This window comes from Grimontia hollisae CIP 101886 (assembly GCF_000176515.1).
Lineage (GTDB): Bacteria > Pseudomonadota > Gammaproteobacteria > Enterobacterales > Vibrionaceae > Enterovibrio > Enterovibrio hollisae.
Genome location: NZ_ADAQ01000013.1, coordinates 1,114,475 through 1,133,713 on the forward strand (window position 1 = coordinate 1,114,475; position 19,239 = coordinate 1,133,713).

20 protein-coding genes are annotated in these 19,239 nt (G+C 49.9%); 10 read left to right on the plus strand and 10 right to left on the minus strand.

Annotated elements, in window-relative coordinates; translation table 11 throughout:
• Positions 1-11 precede the first annotated feature (11 nt).
• The 6 genes from VHA_RS17930 to rpsB all read right to left on the minus strand — a co-directional run bounded on the left by VHA_RS17930 (position 12) and on the right by rpsB (position 4,858).
• Positions 12-860: a phosphatidate cytidylyltransferase gene (locus VHA_RS17930; protein WP_005506897.1), complete on the minus strand. Its 849-nt coding sequence runs from the start codon at positions 858-860 to the stop codon at positions 12-14.
• Positions 861-871: 11 nt separating this feature from the next.
• Complete coding sequence (uppS, locus tag VHA_RS17935) at positions 872-1,642, minus strand: undecaprenyl pyrophosphate synthase (RefSeq protein WP_005506899.1); 771 nt, start codon at positions 1,640-1,642, stop codon at positions 872-874.
• 80 nt (positions 1,643-1,722) lie between these two features.
• Positions 1,723-2,280, minus strand: a complete 558-nt coding sequence (gene frr, locus VHA_RS17940) for a ribosome recycling factor (protein WP_005506908.1) — start codon at positions 2,278-2,280, stop codon at positions 1,723-1,725.
• A gap of 57 nt (positions 2,281-2,337) precedes the next feature.
• Positions 2,338-3,066, minus strand: a complete 729-nt coding sequence (gene pyrH / locus VHA_RS17945; protein WP_005506910.1) for a UMP kinase — start codon at positions 3,064-3,066, stop codon at positions 2,338-2,340.
• Between the two features lie 86 nt (positions 3,067-3,152).
• Positions 3,153-3,998 (minus strand): translation elongation factor Ts, encoded by an 846-nt coding sequence (gene tsf, locus VHA_RS17950; protein ID WP_005506912.1) that lies wholly within the window; start codon positions 3,996-3,998, stop codon positions 3,153-3,155.
• A 131-nt stretch (positions 3,999-4,129) separates the two neighbouring features.
• Positions 4,130-4,858, minus strand: a complete 729-nt coding sequence (gene rpsB, locus VHA_RS17955; RefSeq protein ID WP_005506915.1) for a 30S ribosomal protein S2 — start codon at positions 4,856-4,858, stop codon at positions 4,130-4,132.
• A 331-nt stretch (positions 4,859-5,189) separates the two neighbouring features.
• On the opposite strand from rpsB, the gene map reads away from it, so the two are divergent.
• The 3 genes from map to VHA_RS17970 all read left to right on the plus strand — a co-directional run bounded on the left by map (position 5,190) and on the right by VHA_RS17970 (position 9,153).
• Positions 5,190-5,987, plus strand: coding sequence for a type I methionyl aminopeptidase (map, locus tag VHA_RS17960; RefSeq protein WP_005506917.1), 798 nt, complete (start codon positions 5,190-5,192; stop codon positions 5,985-5,987).
• Positions 5,988-6,035: 48 nt separating this feature from the next.
• Positions 6,036-8,657, plus strand: coding sequence for a bifunctional uridylyltransferase/uridylyl-removing protein GlnD (gene glnD, locus VHA_RS17965; RefSeq protein ID WP_005506919.1), 2,622 nt, complete (start codon positions 6,036-6,038; stop codon positions 8,655-8,657).
• Between the two features lie 118 nt (positions 8,658-8,775).
• A complete protein-coding gene (locus tag VHA_RS17970) occupies positions 8,776-9,153 on the plus strand; it encodes a DUF3461 family protein (RefSeq protein WP_005506921.1) in 378 nt (125 codons plus the stop codon).
• A 42-nt stretch (positions 9,154-9,195) separates the two neighbouring features.
• Here the strand turns inward: VHA_RS17970 and truC are convergent, their stop codons facing one another.
• The gene (gene truC / locus VHA_RS17975) at positions 9,196-9,927 is read right to left on the minus strand and encodes a tRNA pseudouridine(65) synthase TruC (RefSeq protein ID WP_005506923.1); all 732 of its coding nucleotides are present in this window, start codon (positions 9,925-9,927) and stop codon (positions 9,196-9,198) included.
• Between the two features lie 5 nt (positions 9,928-9,932).
• The gene (locus tag VHA_RS17980) at positions 9,933-10,250 is read right to left on the minus strand and encodes a YqcC family protein (RefSeq protein WP_005506924.1); all 318 of its coding nucleotides are present in this window, start codon (positions 10,248-10,250) and stop codon (positions 9,933-9,935) included.
• A 154-nt stretch (positions 10,251-10,404) separates the two neighbouring features.
• Here VHA_RS17980 and VHA_RS17985 point away from each other — a divergent pair, with 154 nt between their 5' ends.
• The 4 genes from VHA_RS17985 to VHA_RS18000 all read left to right on the plus strand — a co-directional run bounded on the left by VHA_RS17985 (position 10,405) and on the right by VHA_RS18000 (position 13,328).
• The gene (locus VHA_RS17985; RefSeq protein WP_005506925.1) at positions 10,405-11,442 is read left to right on the plus strand and encodes a DUF3549 family protein; all 1,038 of its coding nucleotides are present in this window, start codon (positions 10,405-10,407) and stop codon (positions 11,440-11,442) included.
• A gap of 3 nt (positions 11,443-11,445) precedes the next feature.
• On the plus strand, positions 11,446-11,754 hold the full coding sequence (locus VHA_RS17990) for a DUF3301 domain-containing protein (RefSeq protein ID WP_005506926.1): 309 nt from the start codon (positions 11,446-11,448) through the stop codon (positions 11,752-11,754).
• Between the two features lie 992 nt (positions 11,755-12,746).
• Entirely contained in the window at positions 12,747-12,986 is a 240-nt protein-coding gene (locus VHA_RS17995) for a DUF2789 family protein (RefSeq protein WP_005506927.1), read from the plus strand.
• Positions 12,987-13,049: 63 nt separating this feature from the next.
• Positions 13,050-13,328 carry a hypothetical protein gene (locus tag VHA_RS18000; protein WP_005506929.1) on the plus strand — a complete coding sequence of 93 codons (279 nt, stop codon included), beginning with the start codon at positions 13,050-13,052 and terminating at the stop codon, positions 13,326-13,328.
• On the opposite strand, the gene VHA_RS18005 is transcribed toward VHA_RS18000, so the two are convergent.
• Both VHA_RS18005 and syd read right to left on the minus strand, forming a co-directional pair.
• A complete protein-coding gene (locus tag VHA_RS18005) occupies positions 13,329-14,102 on the minus strand; it encodes a Zn-ribbon-containing protein (RefSeq protein WP_005506931.1) in 774 nt (257 codons plus the stop codon). It lies immediately after the preceding gene.
• Between the two features lie 6 nt (positions 14,103-14,108).
• The gene (syd, locus tag VHA_RS18010; protein ID WP_005506933.1) at positions 14,109-14,654 is read right to left on the minus strand and encodes a SecY-interacting protein; all 546 of its coding nucleotides are present in this window, start codon (positions 14,652-14,654) and stop codon (positions 14,109-14,111) included.
• A gap of 62 nt (positions 14,655-14,716) precedes the next feature.
• On the opposite strand from syd, the gene queF reads away from it, so the two are divergent.
• The 3 genes from queF to ppnN all read left to right on the plus strand — a co-directional run bounded on the left by queF (position 14,717) and on the right by ppnN (position 19,229).
• A complete protein-coding gene (queF, locus tag VHA_RS18015; protein ID WP_005506935.1) occupies positions 14,717-15,562 on the plus strand; it encodes an NADPH-dependent 7-cyano-7-deazaguanine reductase QueF in 846 nt (281 codons plus the stop codon).
• Positions 15,563-16,104: 542 nt separating this feature from the next.
• A complete protein-coding gene (locus VHA_RS18020; RefSeq protein WP_005506937.1) occupies positions 16,105-17,661 on the plus strand; it encodes a GGDEF domain-containing protein in 1,557 nt (518 codons plus the stop codon).
• A gap of 197 nt (positions 17,662-17,858) precedes the next feature.
• A complete protein-coding gene (gene ppnN / locus VHA_RS18025; protein ID WP_005506940.1) occupies positions 17,859-19,229 on the plus strand; it encodes a nucleotide 5'-monophosphate nucleosidase PpnN in 1,371 nt (456 codons plus the stop codon).
• Positions 19,230-19,239 lie beyond the last annotated feature (10 nt).

The following is a 19,239-nucleotide window of genomic DNA, read 5'->3' on the forward strand; positions in this document are numbered from 1 at the left end:
CGGTGACTTTCTTACACAAGCCAGAAATACAGAACGGTGAAAACTGGAAATGCGGCTGTCAGGCTATCAATCCTGTCCAGTATACCGCCATGTCCGGGCAAAATACTGCCACTGTCTTTCACACCCGCAACACGCTTAAACATGCTTTCGGCTAAATCACCCAAGACCGAAGCAAAGGCGGTCAGTAAGGCCACTAGGCCTAACATCGCAAGGGAAGAAAAGGGAATGGAAAAATAATATGCAGCGACCAGTGTGACAACAACAGCGGCGATCACGCCGCCAATCAGCCCTTCTACTGTTTTATTTGGACTCACAGACGGTGCCATCTTACGTTTACCAAAATTCTTACCGGCAAAATAAGCCCCGGTGTCTGCGGACCAAACCAGTAAACAGACCAGAAGTACCATCTTCGCACCTAACAGAGGGGATTGTTCATACTGGTAAGCACGAAGAAGCAACACACTCCACAGAAATGGCAAGAGCGTTAAAACGCCAAAGCCTTGCTGAACGATATTTTTATCTGACCAACCTGACGCTCCTTTGGGATATCTGAGCACCATGACGGTCGCAACCAGCCACCATACAGCACCTGCAATAGCGACTACACTGCCGTTGGCTGCCGATAATTCCAATCCATTACCGGTCAAAGGAAGCGCAAACAGGGAGCCCAAAAGCAAGACAGCAGGAAAAACAAACGCTCGAAAACGGGTTGTGGTGCCCACAAATTTGGTCCACTCCCAGAGGCCAAGCAAGGTCACGCCGGCCACAGCAATCATGAAAAGTTGTAACGGCAAAAAGAAAATACCGGCAATCACCAGCGGCGCCAGTATTGCAGCTGTTAAGACACGTTGTTTCAGCAAACGAAACCCTCTTATTTTTCTACTTGTAACATGGCCTTGATTTGCTCACCAGTGCAACCAAAACGGCGCTCGCGGTTAATATACCATGCAATAGCTTCTGTCAGACTGGTCTCGTCGAAGTCTGGCCAGAACTGGTCGGTAAAATACAGTTCCGCGTAGGCGGCTTGCCACAACATAAAGTTACTGATTCGGCATTCGCCACTGGTACGGATCATTAAATCCACATCGGGAAGACCTGCAGATGATAAATGCACCTGAAGGTCGGCCTCAGTCAGTTGCTCAGCTGGAATTTCACCACGCTCAACCTGAGCCGCCAACTTTTTCACTGCCTGCATAATGTCCCATTGACCACCATAGTTAGCCGCCACATTCAGCACTAACCGGGTATTGTTTGCCGTCAAGGCTTCGGCGGCAGCAATTTTATCCTGTAATGATTGACTAAAGCGTGTGGTATCACCAATTACCTTGAGCCTGACACCATTTTTGTGAAGGCGTTTCACTTCACGTCCCAGCACAGTGACAAATAACTCCATCAGCAGACTGACTTCTTCTTCTGGGCGACGCCAGTTTTCACTGCTAAAAGCGAACAGTGTAAGCACCTGTACACCAAGTCGGTTTGCAGCAGATACCGTTTTACGAACCGCGTCTACGCCGGCTTTATGCCCAAACATACGGGCTTTGCCACGCGCTTTGGCCCAGCGGCCATTGCCGTCCATGATAACGGCAATGTGCTTGGGGAGTAGGCTGGGGTCGAGTTCTTGATGGGAAGATATGGAGCTCATCATAATCCTTCGCAAATAAAAAGCGCTGTGCTGCTTTGCTGGCACAGCGCTTTGGCAATGGAATCGGAGTGTAGCCGGAATTAAACTTCCATCAACTCTTTTTCTTTTGCTTCAAGAATTGTGTCAATTTCTTTGACCGCAGCATCTGTCAGTTTTTGGATGTCGTCCTGACCACGGCGTTCTTCATCTTCAGAAATCTCTTTTTCTTTCAGCAGTGCTTTCAATTCGCTGTTTGCATCACGACGGATGTTACGCACGGCAACACGACCGCCTTCTGCTTCACCACGAACAATCTTAACCAAATCGCGACGACGTTCTTCTGTCAGTGGTGGCAATGGAACACGGATCACCGTCCCCGCTGACATTGGGTTCAAGCCCAGATCAGAGGTCATGATCGCTTTTTCTACTGCTTGGGTGATTGACTTGTCAAACACGGTGATAGCCAGAGTGCGCGCATCTTCAGCCACAATTGACGCCAACTGTTTCAGCGGCGTTGATGCACCGTAATAGTCGACGGATAGGCCATCAAGCAATGCAGGATGCGCACGACCGGTGCGGATTTTTGACAGGGTGTTCTTCAGCGCTTCAACGCTTTTCTGCATGCGTTCTTTCGCATCTGCGTTAATTTCATTGATCACGAGAATATCCTTGAAGATTCTTTTTTCTAACGATGGGGATTATGCCACTAATTTTGATTAACCGTTATTAATTAGTGTGCCTTCTTGCTCACCCATCACAACTCGGCGCAGTGCACCTGGCTTATTCATATTGAAAACACGAATTGGCATCTTGTGATCGCGAGCCAGGGTAAAGGCAGCCAAATCCATCACTTTCAGTTCTTTTTCCAGCACATCCTGGTAGGTCAGGTGGCTGTAGAGCTCTGCATCCGGGTTTTTCGCTGGGTCATCGGTGAAAACGCCATCAACCTTGGTGGCTTTTATGACCACATCAGACTCAATTTCAATACCACGCAGACACGCTGCCGAGTCTGTAGTGAAAAAAGGATTTCCGGTACCGGCAGAGAAAATAACAACGCGGCCGTTGCGAAGCTGACTGATCGCTTCCGCCCAGTTATAACTGTCACAAACACCGTTCAGAGGAATTGCTGACATCAATCGCGCGTTCACATAGGCACGGTGCAGCGCATCACGCATAGCCAGACCGTTCATCACAGTCGCCAACATACCCATGTGGTCGCCCACAACCCGGTTCATACCCGCTTCTGCAAGGCCTGCACCACGGAAAAGGTTACCACCACCGATAACCAAGCCAACTTGTACACCAAGTTCAACCAGTTCTTTAATTTCTTGCGCCATACGATCAAGCACCGCCGGATCGATGCCGAAGCCTTCTTTACCTTGCAGCGCTTCGCCACTCAATTTAAGCAAAATTCGTTGATAAGCTGGTTTTGGGTTTGTAGTCATTGTCACTACCTTTAGGCACTTACTTCTACGGATGGGATTGTGAAAAGACCGCAGGGTTCTGCGGTCTTTGGGGGCTCAAAGAGAAATTAACCTTTCTGAGCAGCAGCTGCAACTTCTTCTGCGAAGCTTGGGCCTTCAACTTTCTCGATACCTTCACCCACTTCCAGGCGTACAAAGGCAGAAATAGAAGCACCTTTCTCTTTCAGGATTTCACCTACAGATTTCTTAGGCTCCATGATGAAAGGTTGGCCAGTCAGAGACACTTCGCCGGTGAATTTCTTCATGCGGCCTTCAACCATTTTCTCTGCGATTTCTTTAGGCTTGCCTTCGTTCATCGCGATCTCAACCTGAACTTCGCGCTCTTTAGCCACAACGTCAGCAGGTACGTCTTCTGGTGTTACGTACTCAGGACGAGACGCCGCAACGTGCATAGCGATGTGTTTCAGGGTTTCAGCGTCGCCTTCACCAGAAACAACAACACCGATGCGCTCGCCATGACGGTAAGAAGCCAGTGACGCACCTTCCACGTAAGCAACGCGACGGATAGAGATGTTTTCGCCGATTTTAGCAACCAGTGCTACACGGTCGTCTTCGAATTTCGCTTGCAGTTCTTCGATAGATGCTTTAGTTGCAGCAGCTTCATCCGCTACTGCATTCGCGAACGTGGTGAAGTTGCTGTCTTTCGCAACGAAGTCAGTTTGGCAGTTAACTTCAACCAGTGCAGCAACACCGTCAGCTTCTTTGATGATGATTGCACCTTCAGCCGCTACGTTACCTGCTTTCTTAGCAGCTTTCGCAGCACCTGACTTACGCATATTTTCGATTGCCAGTTCGATATCACCGTTAGTTTCAACCAACGCTTTTTTACATTCCATCATGCCTGCGCCAGTGCGTTCGCGCAGTTCTTTTACCAGGGCAGCGGTAACAGCCATTGTTCATTCCTCGATTCGAAACTATTTGGGTAAAAATCAGGGGCCATAATGCGGCCCCTGCTAACCTACTTAGCTTACAGTACTGTCTGTGACAACCTGATGGCTAAGAACGCTCACAAGGAGCAAGTGTCTTACTCTGCGACTTCAACCAGTTCGTCTTCAGCTTGAGCGACGATGTCCTGGCTACGGCCTTCGCTGTATGCTTGAGCAGCAGCGTTCAGGTACAGTTGAACTGCGCGAATCGCATCGTCGTTACCTGGGATAACGAAGTCAACGCCATCTGGGTCAGAGTTGGTATCAACGACCGCGTACACTGGAATACCCAGGTTGTTTGCTTCTTTGATAGCAATGTGCTCGTGATCAGCGTCGATAACGAACAGTGCGTCTGGCAGACCGCCCATGTTTTTGATACCGCCCAGAGACTTCTCAAGTTTCTCCATTTCACGGGTGCGCATCAGGGCTTCTTTCTTAGTCAGCTTCTCGAAAGTACCGTCAGTTGACTGAGTTTCCAGATCTTTCAGACGTTTGATTGACTGGCGAACAGTTTTCCAGTTAGTCAGCATACCGCCCAACCAACGGTTGTTCACGTAGTACTGATCACAGCTTTCAGCTGCTGCTTTAACAGCTTCGCTAGCGGCACGCTTAGTACCAACAAACAGTACTTTACCTTTGCGCTCACCTACTTTGGTCAGCTCAGCCAGTACGTCGTTGAACATTGGTACGGTTTTTTCCAGGTTGATGATGTGAACCTTGTTACGTGCACCGAAGATGAATGGTTTCATCTTAGGGTTCCAGTAACGGGTCTGGTGACCAAAGTGAACACCAGCTTTCAGCATGTCGCGCATTGAAACAGTAGCCATTTTAATTCCTCTTGGGGTTAGGCCTCCACATATCCCATACATCCGACCCTTCAAGGGCACCCCGGCGTATGTGCCGATATGTGTGTGAGTTAATAAATTAAGTGTTTATCGAAATCACCTATACAGAACCGGGAAACCCGATTAACCATTAAGGCGCATTTCGGCGCGCTTTATACCATAAACATGGCCTGTGAATCCAGTATAAAAAAGTGCGCGAGTCGCTGGGCGAGGTTCCCTCATGGCGATGCGATTGATAATATGTACTAAATGCAGTCCCATCCTCCCTGAATGATATTGACCTAAATATCAGGGAGCCAACTGAGAGAAAGCAATGAGCGCCACTATTAAAACGGCTGAAGAAATCGAAAAAATGCGTGAGGCCGGTCGCCTTGCCGCCGCAGTGCTTGAAATGATTGAACCGCATGTCAAAGCAGGCGTGACCACGGAAGAGCTGGATGATATCTGCCACAAATATATCACCGAAATACAGCAAGCGATTCCCGCGCCGCTCAATTACCATGGCTTTCCCAAGTCTATCTGCACCTCCATCAACCATGTGGTGTGTCATGGCATTCCAAGCAAAAGTGATGTACTGAAAGACGGTGACATCATCAATATTGATATTACGGTAATTAAAGAGGGTTACCACGGCGATACTTCAAAAATGTTCCTGATTGGTGAGGTTTCTGCCGAAGACAAAGCACTGTGCCATGTAGCGCAGGAAAGCCTTTATCAGGCGCTGAAAAAAGTGAAGCCCGGTGCGCGCATTGGTGATATCGGGACAGAAATCCAGAAATTCATCAAAAGCCGCCCAAAACGCTACTCCATCGTGAAGGATTATTGCGGTCATGGTATCGGCGCAGAATTTCATGAAGAGCCGCAAGTGGTTCACTATAAAAACAGTGACCGCACGGTGATGAAACCGGGTATGTGCTTTACTATCGAGCCGATGATCAATGCTGGGAAGTTTGGCACCGTTCTGGACGAAGACGACGGCTGGACGGTGTACACCGTTGATGGTAAAAAATCCGCACAATGGGAGCACACTATTCTGGTCACCGACACCGGTTGTGAAATACTGACCTTGCGCAGTGACGAAACACTCCCTCGTTTCTTGAACAACGCATAATGAGTAAAAAGCCGGCCTCTGCGTCGGCTTTTTTCATCAAGGATGACAATGAACGACATTCTGATCTCACCTGACAAACTGAGTACCGAACAACTCAACCTCAACGAACTCAAGCAGCAACTGGCACTGTTTGGAGAACAACAAAAGGCTGACTTTCTTAACCGTATACCTGTCACTGATCTGGTTTATCAACGTGCTGATTATATCGATGCCCTGCTTAACCGCCTGTGGCAGCATTTTTCGTTTCACCATCATCCTACTCTCGCCCTGATTGCCGTCGGCGGCTATGGTCGCAGGGAACTCCATCCTCTTTCTGATATCGACCTTTTGATCCTCTCTGAAAACGGCATCGACAGCACCTACCAGGCACGGATCAGTGAATTTGTTACCCTGCTTTGGGATCTCAAACTCGAAGTCGGTCATAGCGTCCGTACTCTGGCTGAATGCATGGAAGTGGGTCAGGACGATTTGACCGTTGCGACCAACTTGCAAGAAGCGCGATTGTTGTGTGGTAGCGAGCGCGTTTATCACGAACTGAAAAACCATATCCATGCCAAGCAATTCTGGCCCAGTGAACGCTTCTTCAAAGCAAAAGTAAAAGAACAAAAAGAGCGCCATGCCCGGTATCACGACACTGCCTACAACCTCGAGCCGGACATTAAATCCAGCCCCGGTGGGCTTCGTGACATTCACACCCTGAGCTGGATTGCACGCCGCCACTTTGGTGCCACCAGCTTGCGTGAGATGAGCAAATACGGGTTTCTCACCGATGCCGAGTTCCGTGAACTGGATGAATGCCAGACCATGCTTTGGCGTATCCGTTTTGCCCTGCACCTCGAACTTCGTCGCTATGACAACCGTCTTACGTTTTCCCACCAACCGTCCGTTGCCGAAACACTGGGGTATCAGGGAGAAGGGAATCGCGGCGTCGAGTTGATGATGAAAGACTTCTACCGCACCCTCAGCAGGGTCTCTGAGCTGAATAAAATGCTGATCCGTCTGTTTGCCAGGGCGATTGAGGACGAACCGGACAGCAAAAAAATTGACGTGCTCAGTGAGGATTTCCAGCGCCACGGCCGACAGATTGAAGCGCGTAAACCGGCGCTGTTCCAGGCGCGTCCTGACACCATTTTGGATATGTTCCTCCACATTGCCGATGACAAATCCATTGAATCGATCTCAGCGCCAACACTGAGACAGCTGCGTACTGCCCGTCGCCGGCTCAACCGGTTTCTGTGCGATCTGCCGGAAGCCAAGGAGAAGTTTATTACACTGACCCGGCATCCTAATGCGCTGCATAAAGCCTTCCCCCTGATGCACAAACATGGCGTTCTGTCAGCCTACTTGCCGCAGTGGAGCCAAATCGTTGGCCAGATGCAGTTTGATCTTTTTCACGCCTATACCGTGGATGAACACACTATCCGTCTGCTCAAACACATCAACGGATACAGCCAGGAAGAAAACAGTGAAAAACACCCAATCTGCTGTGATGTCTATCCCCGCCTCGCTAAGCCTGAGCTGCTTTTACTGGCTGCCATTTTCCATGACATCGGCAAAGGCAGAGGTGGCGATCATTCTGAAATTGGCGCGGTAGATGCGTACAACTTCTGTATTGATCACGGCTTATCCCGCCCGGAAGCCAACCTGGTCAGCTGGCTGGTGGGCAATCACCTGTTGATGTCAGTTACCGCCCAGCGCCGCGATATCTACGATCCGGAAGTCATTACTGATTTTGCCCAGAAAGTGCGTGATGAAGAACGTTTGGATTACCTTGTTTGCCTGACAGTGGCAGACATTAATGCCACTAACCCGGAGCTCTGGAACAGCTGGAAGCGAACCCTGTTGGCAGAACTGTATTATTCAACACAAAAAGCCCTGCGCCGGGGTCTGGAAAACCCACCGGATATCCGCGAGCGTATCCGCCACAACCAACAGTTAGCCTCTGCATTACTGCGCAAGAATGGTCATTCACCGCGTGAAATCACACTATTGTGGCAACGTTTTAAAGCAGACTATTTCCTGCGGCATACCCACAAGCAAATTGCCTGGCACAGTGAAAATATCCTCTCGCATGAGGGGAAAGATCCCTTGGTGCTGATTAGCAAAAATGCGACCCGCGGCGGTACGGAAATCTTTGTCTACAGCGAAGACAAGCCCAGCCTGTTTGCCCGTGTCGTAGCGGCACTGGACAAGAGAAACCTCAGCGTTCATGACGCCCAGATCATGACCAGCAAAGACGGTTTTGCCCTTGATACCTTTATGGTGCTCGATGCCAATAATGAAGCCATTCAGCCGGATCGCCATGACAGGATCCGTGAAAGCGTGGCAGAAGCTTTAATGCAAGAAGGCGCCATTACGATTCCGGTCAAACGTGCGCCTAGAAAGCTGATGGCATTCAAAGTAAAAACCCAGGTGAACTTCCTGCCCACCCGCATTGGAAGGCGCACATTACTGGAACTGATTGCCCTCGATACTCCGGGTCTGCTCGCAAAAGTGGGGGCCGTCTTTGCCCGTGAAGGCGTTTCACTGCAGGCGGCCAAAATCACCACCATTGGCGAACGGGCAGAAGACTTCTTTATTGTCACAGACGGTGAGCGCCAGGCATTAACCGACGAGGCCCAGACTTCACTGAAAAATGCACTCTTTGATGCGTTGAATGATGCGGGTTAACCGGGGGGGCGATCTCAGCCACAACTCTCAGGCATTGATCGTTGCCGGAGTTGGGGCTGCTGTCTGGATACTGCTAAAATAAACAATACCGTGGTCTGGTAGAAGAAAGGGGTAATGCATGTATCAGAACCTGAGAAATATCGGTATCGAACACCCTGAAAACATTGAACGTTACACCCTGCGCCAGGAAGCCAATTCAGACACACTGAAAATCTATTTCCATAAAGCCAAAGGTGAACTTTTCGCCAAGAGTGTGAAATTCAAATATCCGCGCCAGCGCAAGAATGTGGTCATTGACAGCGGCAGTGGCCGATTTCGTGAAGTAACCGAGATTAACCGCAGCCTGTCACTGGTGGTCGATGAGCTCGACAAGATTGTTCGCCATGAGCAGGCCGAACATGATGTGAAGCAGAAGATCCTTCGCGATCTCAGACATCTGGAAAAAGTGGTCGCCAGCAAGATCGCTGAGATCGAATCCGATCTGGAAAAATTATAGAAAGAAGGTCCTAGGAACTAGGTTCCTGGGACCTGTTTTTCCTCAGAGCTCAGCTCCCCACCCCAAGCCTTCCAAGACCCGTCGCCACACGTCATCAACGTTTGCATCAATCACGATGTTTTCACCGGTGACCGGATGCTGGAACGCAGTGCGCGAAGCATGGAGCAGCAATTGATGGCAGTTAAACACCTCACGGAACAAGCGGTTATGCCTGCCGTCACCGTGGTTAACATCACCAATGATAGGGTGACTTAAATGGTGCATGTGGCGGCGAAGCTGATGCTTACGCCCGGTGTGCGGTTTCATTTCCACCAGGGTGTAGCGGCAACTCTGGTAGCGCCCCAATGGGATCGGCAGCTCAGCATGCGCCACAGGGCGATATTCTGTCACCGCTTCCTTGGCTTCAGGTTCTGCCGTCGCATATTTGTCCGCCACCTTATCCAGCTCTTCTTTGAGTGGATAATCGAGCGTCGCTTCTTCCTGAATCCAGCCCCTGACCACCGCATGATAGGTTTTGTGAATATCGCGACCGGCAAACTTTGGCATCATTTCAGCTGCCATTTCTGAAGACAACGCAAACAACAACACACCAGATGTTGGACGATCCAGCCGATGAAGCGGAAACACATGCTGGCCAATCTGGTCTCGCAGCGTTTGCATGACAAAACGGGTTTCCCCCTTATCCAGCCAGGAACGGTGTACCAGCATGCCAGAGGGCTTGTTGACCGCGACCAACCACTCGTCACGGTAGAGTATTTCCAGTTCAGTCTGCATCATTTCTACGGCGTAAACAGCGTATCAAGATCTTGCGATGCCCGTGTAATGTCACTGTGGCCATCAAGACCCTTCATCGCTTCTTCAATGTAAGGGGAAATCGCGAAAGAGGTTGGGAGCGGCTGCTGGTGCTCAACCAAAAACGCCATCTTGGGAATAAAAATCCATTGCAGCCATTGTGCACAACTCAAGGTATCAACAGCAAATGGCTCAACACTTGCCAGCGCCTGCGCAGACGGCGGTTCCTTTTCCCAGTGGCCATGCTTTTCCATGGCCTCCTTCAGTGCCAGAATCAAAGCGCCGGTTTTTTCGTGCTTGCTCATAGAATTGCTCTCTTTTGCGCGCGGTGGGTTGAAAAATCAAAGTGTCGCAAGCATATCACTAAATAGGGTCTGTTGACCTGCCACACTCAGGATAGATGGTAAACTAGGGGAAATTACTCTCCGCCAATGAAGGCAATCCGAATTAGAAGTCACCATGGAAAATACGCTCTCTCTCAATACAATTCTCAGCCAGGCCAATTGTGAGTTTCTGGTTTTTGACCTCAGCCGCCGGGTCACACTGATTGATACCAACGACTTTGTGGCGATTGAAGAAAACCGCATTCCTTATCCGTATCCTACGCAGCGACACGCACAGATGGGAATCGCCTTCTGGCAGCCTGATCAGGCGCCCTGGATTTGGTTTTTAAAAATGCCACTGGATGAGCGGGGACTGTTAAACCAAGCCGCTTTGGGTGACTTTATCCAATACGTAGCACAAGCGATGGGCGCGACGCTGGATAAAACCCCCACCGAAGAAGAGCAGGAAAAGCTGGCCGCCAACCCGTATACCTTCACCCCGCAGGATGATAAGAAGGCGATGTTCCACGCATTCCTGACAGATAAACTCCGCCAGCCTGCCAGCCAGTATTATGATCATGCCCAACACTACATGTCCGGTGAGCTGGGATGGGATGCATGGCAAGGCGTTGGGCTTCAGGGCATTGCCGATCTCTGTGCCCGTATGGATAAGCACAACAACCTCACCCGTCTGCGAAAAGCGCTCTCTCATATGCCGCCCCCCCCAAAATATGCGGTGTTGGGATGTTTAGAACACTGCGCGATCGCGGATTCCCTGGCAATACGGATTGAAGAAGAGATCCACGCCATGTTGTCAGCCGAAGAAACTGACCTGTTCCTGTTAACGGCTCATGTCCGTGCTCTGGCTGGAGCAAAACCGGAAATCGTCCAGCGCGTGGTTGAACACCTGCTGTCACTGGATGCGCTGCGTCACCGTGAAATGTTGATCGCGATTGCCGGACGCTGCTGGCAAGCACTGACAAAAGACACCTTACTGGATACTTTCCTGATCGCCGTTGCCGAACAAAACAACCAGGCTTTCTTCCAGCAAATGGTGGCCGATCTGGTTATGATCCCCAAACTTCGGCCACAGGTGTTGGCATTGCTCCATGGCTCAGCCTCGCCGGCGCTGCTGGATGCAGTGAAGCAATTACAACAATCTGTGAAAGCGTGATCTATGATTGGCGATCTGCTCTGGATACTCGTTATTGCACTGGTTGCCAGCCTGTTCTGGCAACAACGGCGCCAGAGTGAACTGGCTAAACACTATATCCAGCAACGCTGCCGTCAAACGCAACTACAGTTGATATCGATTGCCAGGGGCAGCCATTCCTTGGGTTGGCCGAAAGGTCCACTCAATATCCAAACCCGCTACCACTTTGAATTTTCCGTCAATGGGCTGGATTGCTATCAAGGCTATGCCGTCATGCAGGGAATGCGGGTCAAAGAGATTTACATGCCAGCATATCCCATAGTGGAACAATAATGCACAGGGCATTGGATAGGTTTTTATGGCCAATAAAAAAGAACGGGCGCGACTTTCGTCGCGCCCTTAAGGTCTTACTTGCAGCTATCCGGCTACGAAATTTGCTCCCTGCATCATTCCCTGATCAGTAGCTGATTCCTTCAGCGTTATCCTTAATCTCTCCTTCCTGGAGGTGTCCTTCGGTCCTACCTTGACCCATCGAGCTATCCCGGTCTCGATTCTCATCCTCGTCCTGAGGGTGTCCTTAACTTCGTCCTGAAGTGGATTCCTTAAGCCCCCATCCTGGGTTGTCCTAAGTGTCTTCCTGACCAGTAAACATCCTGCCTACTGTACGGCTCCTTCCGTATCCCTAATCCGCTTTCCTTGCCTTGTCAGTAACACAATCCTTGCATTACCTACTCTTCCTGAGCTGCCAAAGTCCGTGGTGTTAGTTCCTGTTCCGTATGCCAGTATCCTTCCGACAACACAAAGATTACGCTAACCAATTTCCAAAACAACCAACCAACAGGTGATTAAAGTCACAATTTTATACAGGCTTAATGACGAATTTTGTAACTTATTGTTTTTAGTGTGATTGAAAAATCATCTTTTCGGGAAATCTGCCTCTCAAGCTGAAGAATCCCACGCCATTGTAAGAGATATCTCACAAGGGAGCGAGTCATGGTCTTGAAACGAAAATGCTGCGACAAAAATATGGTTAAAAAAGAAACAGAATTTTCATCTAGAATACTCTCTTTAAGTAGATAGAATCCATATCAAGAGACAGCGAATCGTAAATGACACACCAAAAGAGAAGACCGCGAAATGTCAGGGCGTTTATACGTGCCAGACAATTAGCGTCCTGTTTCGTGAGCGCTTTTTCCGTCCTCCTGCATGAAACAGCACCCTTCAGCCCGCTTACCGTACCTCATCCATTATACCAACCACCCCAAATCATGGCTTCTATACTGACAGAACCTACGGGATTATTACCCCAAAAGGAGGGGGCACTTATGGAAATGTTTAACCACAATCTTGAAAACCTGTTTCGGCAACTCGGGTTGGCATCCGATGCTAGTTCGATCGACATTTTCATTGCCAACCATTCGTTGGAAGCAGGAGAAAACCTGACAACCGCCGCTTTCTGGACAGCCAGCCAAAAACAGTTCCTTGAAGAAGCAAAATGTCAGGATGCGGATTGGGTAGAACAAATAGATACCCTGGATACCCTGTTGCGCAAGGGAAAAAGTTAGGGTATTCATGATGCTCTGTCTTCTTCGCTGCCATGGCGGACACGTGATTTTAGGGAAAACACGATGAGCATTGATTTTACCCCACAGCTCGAACAAGCCATTCAATCTTTGGTCAACGACGGAAAAGAGCCCAGCGTGGCATTAATCAAAAGCCGGCTTACAAGTCCGGTTCCCATGCCACTGATTATCAGTGCACTTCAGCGCTGGAAGAAAAATGGTACTGTGCCTAAAGTGGAGTTGGTGAAAAAACAAGACGATGCCAACGCCCGCATACAGGCGCTTGAAGCACAGGTGGAAGCGCTGACCAAACGCATTGAAGCCCTTGAGCAACGCCATCCATAGTTATTGAAAGTCCCACGACAGGTTGGAGACCAGCCTGCAGCTGTCACACTTGAAATGAAACACATCATGCAGCGGTGATTCGAGCAACCAGTCACCGCCGCATTTCGGACACTTCCTCGCCAGTTCAGAGTCAGCATCCGTGCCGCCTACACGGTATTGGTAATAGTAAGTTGGCACCTTGGTCAGGTATTCAATCCGCCCGCGGATATCCCACCCTTTACGGAACAACAGGCTGTCTACATCCTGAATTTCTGCCAGTGCGGCATGCTCGGCTTTAAATGCACCGGCCATCTGGATTTCATCGCACGCCTGCCACTCTGTCTGCCACTTCACTTCCGCTTTATGATCGCCATTGAAGGTCGCTGGAATACGGTACAGCGGAATGGGAAGCAAGGTTTCGCCGCAGCGTAGCGGTGAGCAAGTATGCACATAAGTGGTGTACATGACCTGCCAGCTGCGCGCAACATCCGGCGCACTCTCTTCCGAATTGATATCCCGCCCCAGCACTTTGACTTTGGGTGATAGCAGGCAGGCATCGGTCAGTTGCAGGGTTTTCTGTTTTACCTGCGGGCTGTTGTATTTCGGGTTCAGGCTGTCTTTTTCCGGGCACACGGCACGGACGTGAAATTGTCCATCGCCCATCACCATCGGAAACTCTCGGCCCAGCACCTGACCGTTGTAACGCAGTGCATCCATCAGGCCATTTACGGCACGGTCAACGGCTGAGATGGTGGTGTCGTCATAACATTCAAAGGTAAGTTCAACCACATACATGGGCTGTCAGACCTCCGGCACCAGCTGGCCAAGGAAGCTTTCAACATCCGGCGCCAGCACGTCACGTTGCTGGGTGCCAATGCGCTCTTTGATCACTTCACCGGAAACATTGCATATTGACACCACATCCAGTTCATCCTGGGTAGAAGCGATAAACACGGTCGGGTTCTGCTTAAGGCGCTTTTGCATCAGCAGGTGGCCCAGCATGTTCTCTTGCAAGCGTGGCAGGTCTTCATCACTCCAGACCTGGACAATTTCCAGCGCCAGACCATCAAAGCGTGCCGTCATATCACCACAGTACTGACCTGCATAAAACGCCTTGATATCGTCATGCAGGCGAATACCAATGCCCTCTTCTACGTTTGAGAAATCCGCCAGCGTCTCACGTTTTACCGGCTGCCAAATCACCACATCGTCGGTTTCCTGAACCACACAAGGCGATGCTAGGCCAAGATACCCCTCGCTTTGTGGTTTCGAACCATGTTTCTGGTCCCAGGCATCAACAAAGCGCGCACTGAAAGACCAAAGCGCATGGATGACAGAGTGATTCATTAGCAAGATTCCTCAAGATTCAGTAAACTTTGCGCATTCTAATCGATCCGTGGCAAAACCGTATGAGCAAATATCAAGATGCAAAAGAACTTGCTGGCCTGACACTGGGTCAGAAAACGGACTATCAAGAACATTATGCGCCAGGGCTGCTGCAACCCGTACCACGAAGCCTTAACCGCGATGACCTGAATCTGGGTGATTCGCTGCCGTTTACCGGGTACGACATCTGGACGCTCTACGAACTGTCATGGCTGAACAGCAAAGGCCTGCCACAAGTTGCAATTGGTGAAGTCCGCCTCCCTGCTACCACGCCCAACCTGATTGAATCCAAGTCATTCAAGCTGTACCTGAACAGCTTCAACCAGACCAAGTTTGAAAGCTGGCAGGAAGTGGTTGATACCCTTGCCAAGGATTTGTCAGCCTGTGCCGGTGCGGATGTTGATGTCACCCTGTCGCCTCTGGAAGAGTTCACCAATACCCCGGTCGTTGCCTTCGGGGGAGAAAATATTGATGAGCAGGACATCGAAATCGACAATTACGATTTAAACCCTGCCCTGCTTGAAGGTGCTGCTGATGGCCCGGTTGTCACTGAAACCCTGAACAGTAACCTGCTCAAATCCAACTGCCTGATCACCAGCCAGCCTGACTGGGGTTCGGTTCGCATTGCCTACAAAGGCAAGCGCATTAACCGTGAAAAACTGTTGCGCTATATTGTTTCCTTCCGCCGTCACAATGAATTCCATGAACAGTGCGTTGAACGCATCTTCACCGACCTGATGAAATACTGTCAGCCGGAACTTTTGACGGTGTATGCGCGTTACACCCGCCGCGGCGGGCTGGACATCAACCCATACCGTACGAACATGGGTAAAACGCCAAGTGAAAACAACCGTCTAGCGCGCCAATAATCTGTCGTACAGGCTCTGGAAACAGGGCCTGTTTTTCTTCTCAGGGGACGATATTTTCTGCCATGCGACTCTTACCTGCAGCACTGCTTTCTTGCTCTTTGCTTATCCGCGCTTATGTGGACGCCCACCTCAATTCGACATCGTCTGGCTGAAACCCAAAAGATCCCCACAGTTCACGCCCTCTGCGCACACTCAGAGCGGTGCATGTTTAATCTCATTCGCGCCCAAGCGCACACCGCTCCGAACTTGAAACAGACCATGGAGCATGCCGAAGAATTCAAGCAACGCTAACTTCATACTCGAACGCCCGTCAGGCATGTCTGGATGGCATCCAGACCGGACTGTTCACGGTTAAAACTTCGGCAGTCAGTGGTATTAACTGACAGATAGTTCACGAATCTGACAAAAACTGATGCCAATTTATTGATAGTCCTAGCATTAAACCGTTATAGCTAGTCGTTGCACGTGTCAATTCATGAATTGCAGCCCCATTTTCCGCCACTTCTGGTGCCGAATTGGGGTTTGGAGATGTAGTCCTTTTTATGTCCAACTTCTCGTCAGATGAAGATATCATCCTGTTAAAAGAAAAGTTGCAGCATTACAAGCTGGTTTCCCGAGATTTAGCCCTTAAATCGCGGCGCGAAGCGATGATCCTGAAACGATTGATCTCACGTTTAATTGTGGCATCCCGGGTAAATGACGACGACCGCCTTAATGAGCGCCTCTCACAAATCTGCCGTGAACTTGACTCACAGGAAGATGTCAGTAGATTGATCCCACAACTTGCATTGGTGGAGCGAATGGTCAGTAGATACAATCAGGTAACAGAACGAGCCACAGATGCACTGGAGTGCCAATTCCAGCAAAGCGGGGAAACGCTGAAGTGCCTGCCTGGACTGCCTGCACAGCTGAAACGCGACTTACGCACACTACTGGCGAGTCCTGCTGCGCAACAAAAAGGCAGCACAGAAAAAGTGGTGTCACTGCTGCAACTTTATGAACGTGCACTCAAGTTACTCTCCCTGCCCGCCAACGGCATGAATGCCCGCGATCTGCTCAACATCGATCGCATCAACCAACTTTGCACCGAACTTCAACACCTGATCACCGAACTCGACTTTGATGGCGAGGTAGGCGATCGACTTTTGGATATCCGCAGCAAACTGCTGCTTTCCCCTAACGCACAAACCTTGCTGGAGCTGACGCTGGAGTCCGTCCAGCTTATCCTTGATGGTACACGTAACGAACGGAAGGCCTCCCGGGTGTTCCTGTCGCAGGTCAATGAAGATCTCTCTATAGTGCAGCGTCATAACGGCCGTTCAATTGACTGCTCACTGGCCATTACCAGTCAGCGCAACGCCCTGAATGAAGAACTGGCCGCGTCAGTGGAATCAATCCAATACCACCTTAAGGAAGCGGAAACCCTTGAGGATCTACGGCCTAGTATCTCCGAAGTATCAGTCAATCTTGCTTCTCTTGTTACCCGCAACCGTGCACTGGAAGAGCGTGAGCAACAATTGCTTGAAAAGCTCCAGTACAATGAACAGAAACTGGAAGCCCTGTATCAGCAAACCATGGATTATCGCAAACGCCTTGGCGATCAAGAGAGAAAACTTCTGCTGGATCCTCTCACCAAGGTCTACAACCGGGCTGCGCTGGATGATCGTCTCGAACACGAGTACCGTTGCTGGATGCGCTACCAGACACCGCTTTGCCTTGCCATGATTGATATTGACCACTTCAAGGGCGTCAACGATCAATATGGCCATCTGGTGGGCGACAAAGTACTCAAAGTGGTCGCCCGCACGATTCATCAATGCCTGCGTGACACCGACTTTATCGCCCGCTTTGGTGGCGAAGAATTTGTGGTACTGTTGCCCAATACGGATGGGGAAACCCGCAATGTCCTGTTAAACAATGTCCGTGAAACCATTGCGAAGTTGCCATTCAAATTTAAAGATAACCGCCTGACGATCACTGTCTCCATCGGTGCCAGCATGTTCAAGGACAATGACAACACCGTTGACGTTCTTGAACGCGCAGACAATGCCCTTTATAACGCCAAGGATAATGGACGCAACAAACTAATATTGGCATAACCCATTAATTTTCAATCAGTTAATTGAATTACGGCCTACTTTTTTATCCCCTGCACTGGCTAAACCCTACATCTCTGTGTATGGTTAACTAACACACTGATTTTTAAACCATTGAAAAGAAATTTTGATAATAATGAAATGGTGTCATCCACACCCTCCCCCTAATACAGTGTGCTTTCCCTACACAGGAGGTGATTATGATCACACATATCAGCCCAGTTGGGGCCATGGATCTTCTATCCCAACTTGAGGTAGACAGGCTTAAAGACACGGCCAAAAGCAACCTTTACCGCCTGTACCGTAACTGTTCGTTAGCAGTGCTGAACTCCGGCAGCCACACTGACAGCTCTAAAGAGTTGCTAGAACAATATAAATCTTTCGACATCCGCGTAATGCGCCGTGAGCGTGGCGTCAAACTTGAACTGATTAATCCCCCAGAGCATGCGTTTGTCGACGGTAAAATCATCCGTGGCATTCAGCAGCACATGTTCTCTGTGCTTCGTGACATTGTTCATGTCAACGTTCAACTTGAACATGCCAAAATATTTAACCTCACCAATTCCAGCCACATCACTAACCTGATTTTCGATATTCTGCGCAACGCCAACGCACTGGTACCAGGTAAAGATCCAAACCTGGTTGTTTGCTGGGGCGGGCACTCCATCAACCCGGTTGAATATCAATATACCCGTGAAGTTGGCCACGAGTTAGGACTGCGTGAGCTGAATATCTGCACGGGTTGTGGTCCAGGTGCGATGGAAGGACCAATGAAAGGCGCAGCGATTGGTCACGCCAAACAACGTGTAACGGGAAGCCGTTTTCTGGGGCTAACTGAGCCATCCATTATTGCCGCCGAACCCCCTAACCCTATCGTAAATGAACTGGTGATCATGCCAGATATTGAAAAACGTCTGGAGGCCTTTGTGCGTATCGGGCACGGCATCGTTATCTTTCCTGGCGGGGCAGGTACCGCCGAAGAGCTCTTATACCTGCTCGGTATCCTGATGCATCCAGAAAATGCAGACCAGCCGATGCCAGTGGTGCTGACCGGGCCGAAAGAGAGTGCAGATTATTTCCGGGTTATCGATGAATTTATTCGCGACGTACTCGGTAAAGAAGCCACTAAGTACTACCAGATTGTGATTGATGATCCCGTCAAAGCCGCGCGCATTATCAAACAAGGAATGCCTGCAGTAAAAGAGCACCGCCAATCCACCGGGGATGCCTACTCATTTAATTGGTCACTGAAAATCGCCCCCGAGTTCCAGTTGCCGTTCGAACCAACCCATGAAAACATGGCAAACCTCGATCTCCACATGAATCAGCGCCCTGAACTTCTCGCATCAGCCCTGCGCCAGGCCTTCTCCGGTATCGTTGCCGGAAACGTGAAAGAAGAAGGGATCCGCATCATCGAGCGACACGGCCCGTTCAAAATCAACGGCGACGCACTGCTGATGAAAAAGATGGACAAATTGCTTCGCGGCTTTGTTGAACAGCAACGGATGAAACTGCCAGGTTCTGAGTACATTCCATGTTATGAGATTATTCGTGGTTCTGACGGACGATAATACCCATCGT

Excerpts from the sequence above, each read along its gene's own strand:
- uppS (WP_005506899.1), bottom strand. The coding sequence starts at position 1,642 with ATGAGCTCCATATCTTCCCATCAAGAACTCGACCCCAGCCTACTCCCC.
- pyrH (WP_005506910.1), bottom strand. The coding sequence starts at position 3,066 with ATGACTACAAACCCAAAACCAGCTTATCAACGAATTTTGCTTAAATTG.
- tsf (WP_005506912.1), bottom strand. The coding sequence starts at position 3,998 with ATGGCTGTTACCGCTGCCCTGGTAAAAGAACTGCGCGAACGCACTGGC.
- rpsB (WP_005506915.1), bottom strand. The coding sequence starts at position 4,858 with ATGGCTACTGTTTCAATGCGCGACATGCTGAAAGCTGGTGTTCACTTT.
- map (WP_005506917.1), top strand. The coding sequence starts at position 5,190 with ATGAGCGCCACTATTAAAACGGCTGAAGAAATCGAAAAAATGCGTGAG.
- glnD (WP_005506919.1), top strand. The coding sequence starts at position 6,036 with ATGAACGACATTCTGATCTCACCTGACAAACTGAGTACCGAACAACTC.
- VHA_RS17970 (WP_005506921.1), top strand. The coding sequence starts at position 8,776 with ATGTATCAGAACCTGAGAAATATCGGTATCGAACACCCTGAAAACATT.
- truC (WP_005506923.1), bottom strand. The coding sequence starts at position 9,927 with ATGCAGACTGAACTGGAAATACTCTACCGTGACGAGTGGTTGGTCGCG.
- VHA_RS17980 (WP_005506924.1), bottom strand. The coding sequence starts at position 10,250 with ATGAGCAAGCACGAAAAAACCGGCGCTTTGATTCTGGCACTGAAGGAG.
- VHA_RS17985 (WP_005506925.1), top strand. The coding sequence starts at position 10,405 with ATGGAAAATACGCTCTCTCTCAATACAATTCTCAGCCAGGCCAATTGT.
- VHA_RS17990 (WP_005506926.1), top strand. The coding sequence starts at position 11,446 with ATGATTGGCGATCTGCTCTGGATACTCGTTATTGCACTGGTTGCCAGC.
- VHA_RS17995 (WP_005506927.1), top strand. The coding sequence starts at position 12,747 with ATGGAAATGTTTAACCACAATCTTGAAAACCTGTTTCGGCAACTCGGG.
- VHA_RS18000 (WP_005506929.1), top strand. The coding sequence starts at position 13,050 with ATGAGCATTGATTTTACCCCACAGCTCGAACAAGCCATTCAATCTTTG.
- VHA_RS18005 (WP_005506931.1), bottom strand. The coding sequence starts at position 14,102 with ATGTATGTGGTTGAACTTACCTTTGAATGTTATGACGACACCACCATC.
- syd (WP_005506933.1), bottom strand. The coding sequence starts at position 14,654 with ATGAATCACTCTGTCATCCATGCGCTTTGGTCTTTCAGTGCGCGCTTT.
- queF (WP_005506935.1), top strand. The coding sequence starts at position 14,717 with ATGAGCAAATATCAAGATGCAAAAGAACTTGCTGGCCTGACACTGGGT.
- VHA_RS18020 (WP_005506937.1), top strand. The coding sequence starts at position 16,105 with ATGTCCAACTTCTCGTCAGATGAAGATATCATCCTGTTAAAAGAAAAG.
- ppnN (WP_005506940.1), top strand. The coding sequence starts at position 17,859 with ATGATCACACATATCAGCCCAGTTGGGGCCATGGATCTTCTATCCCAA.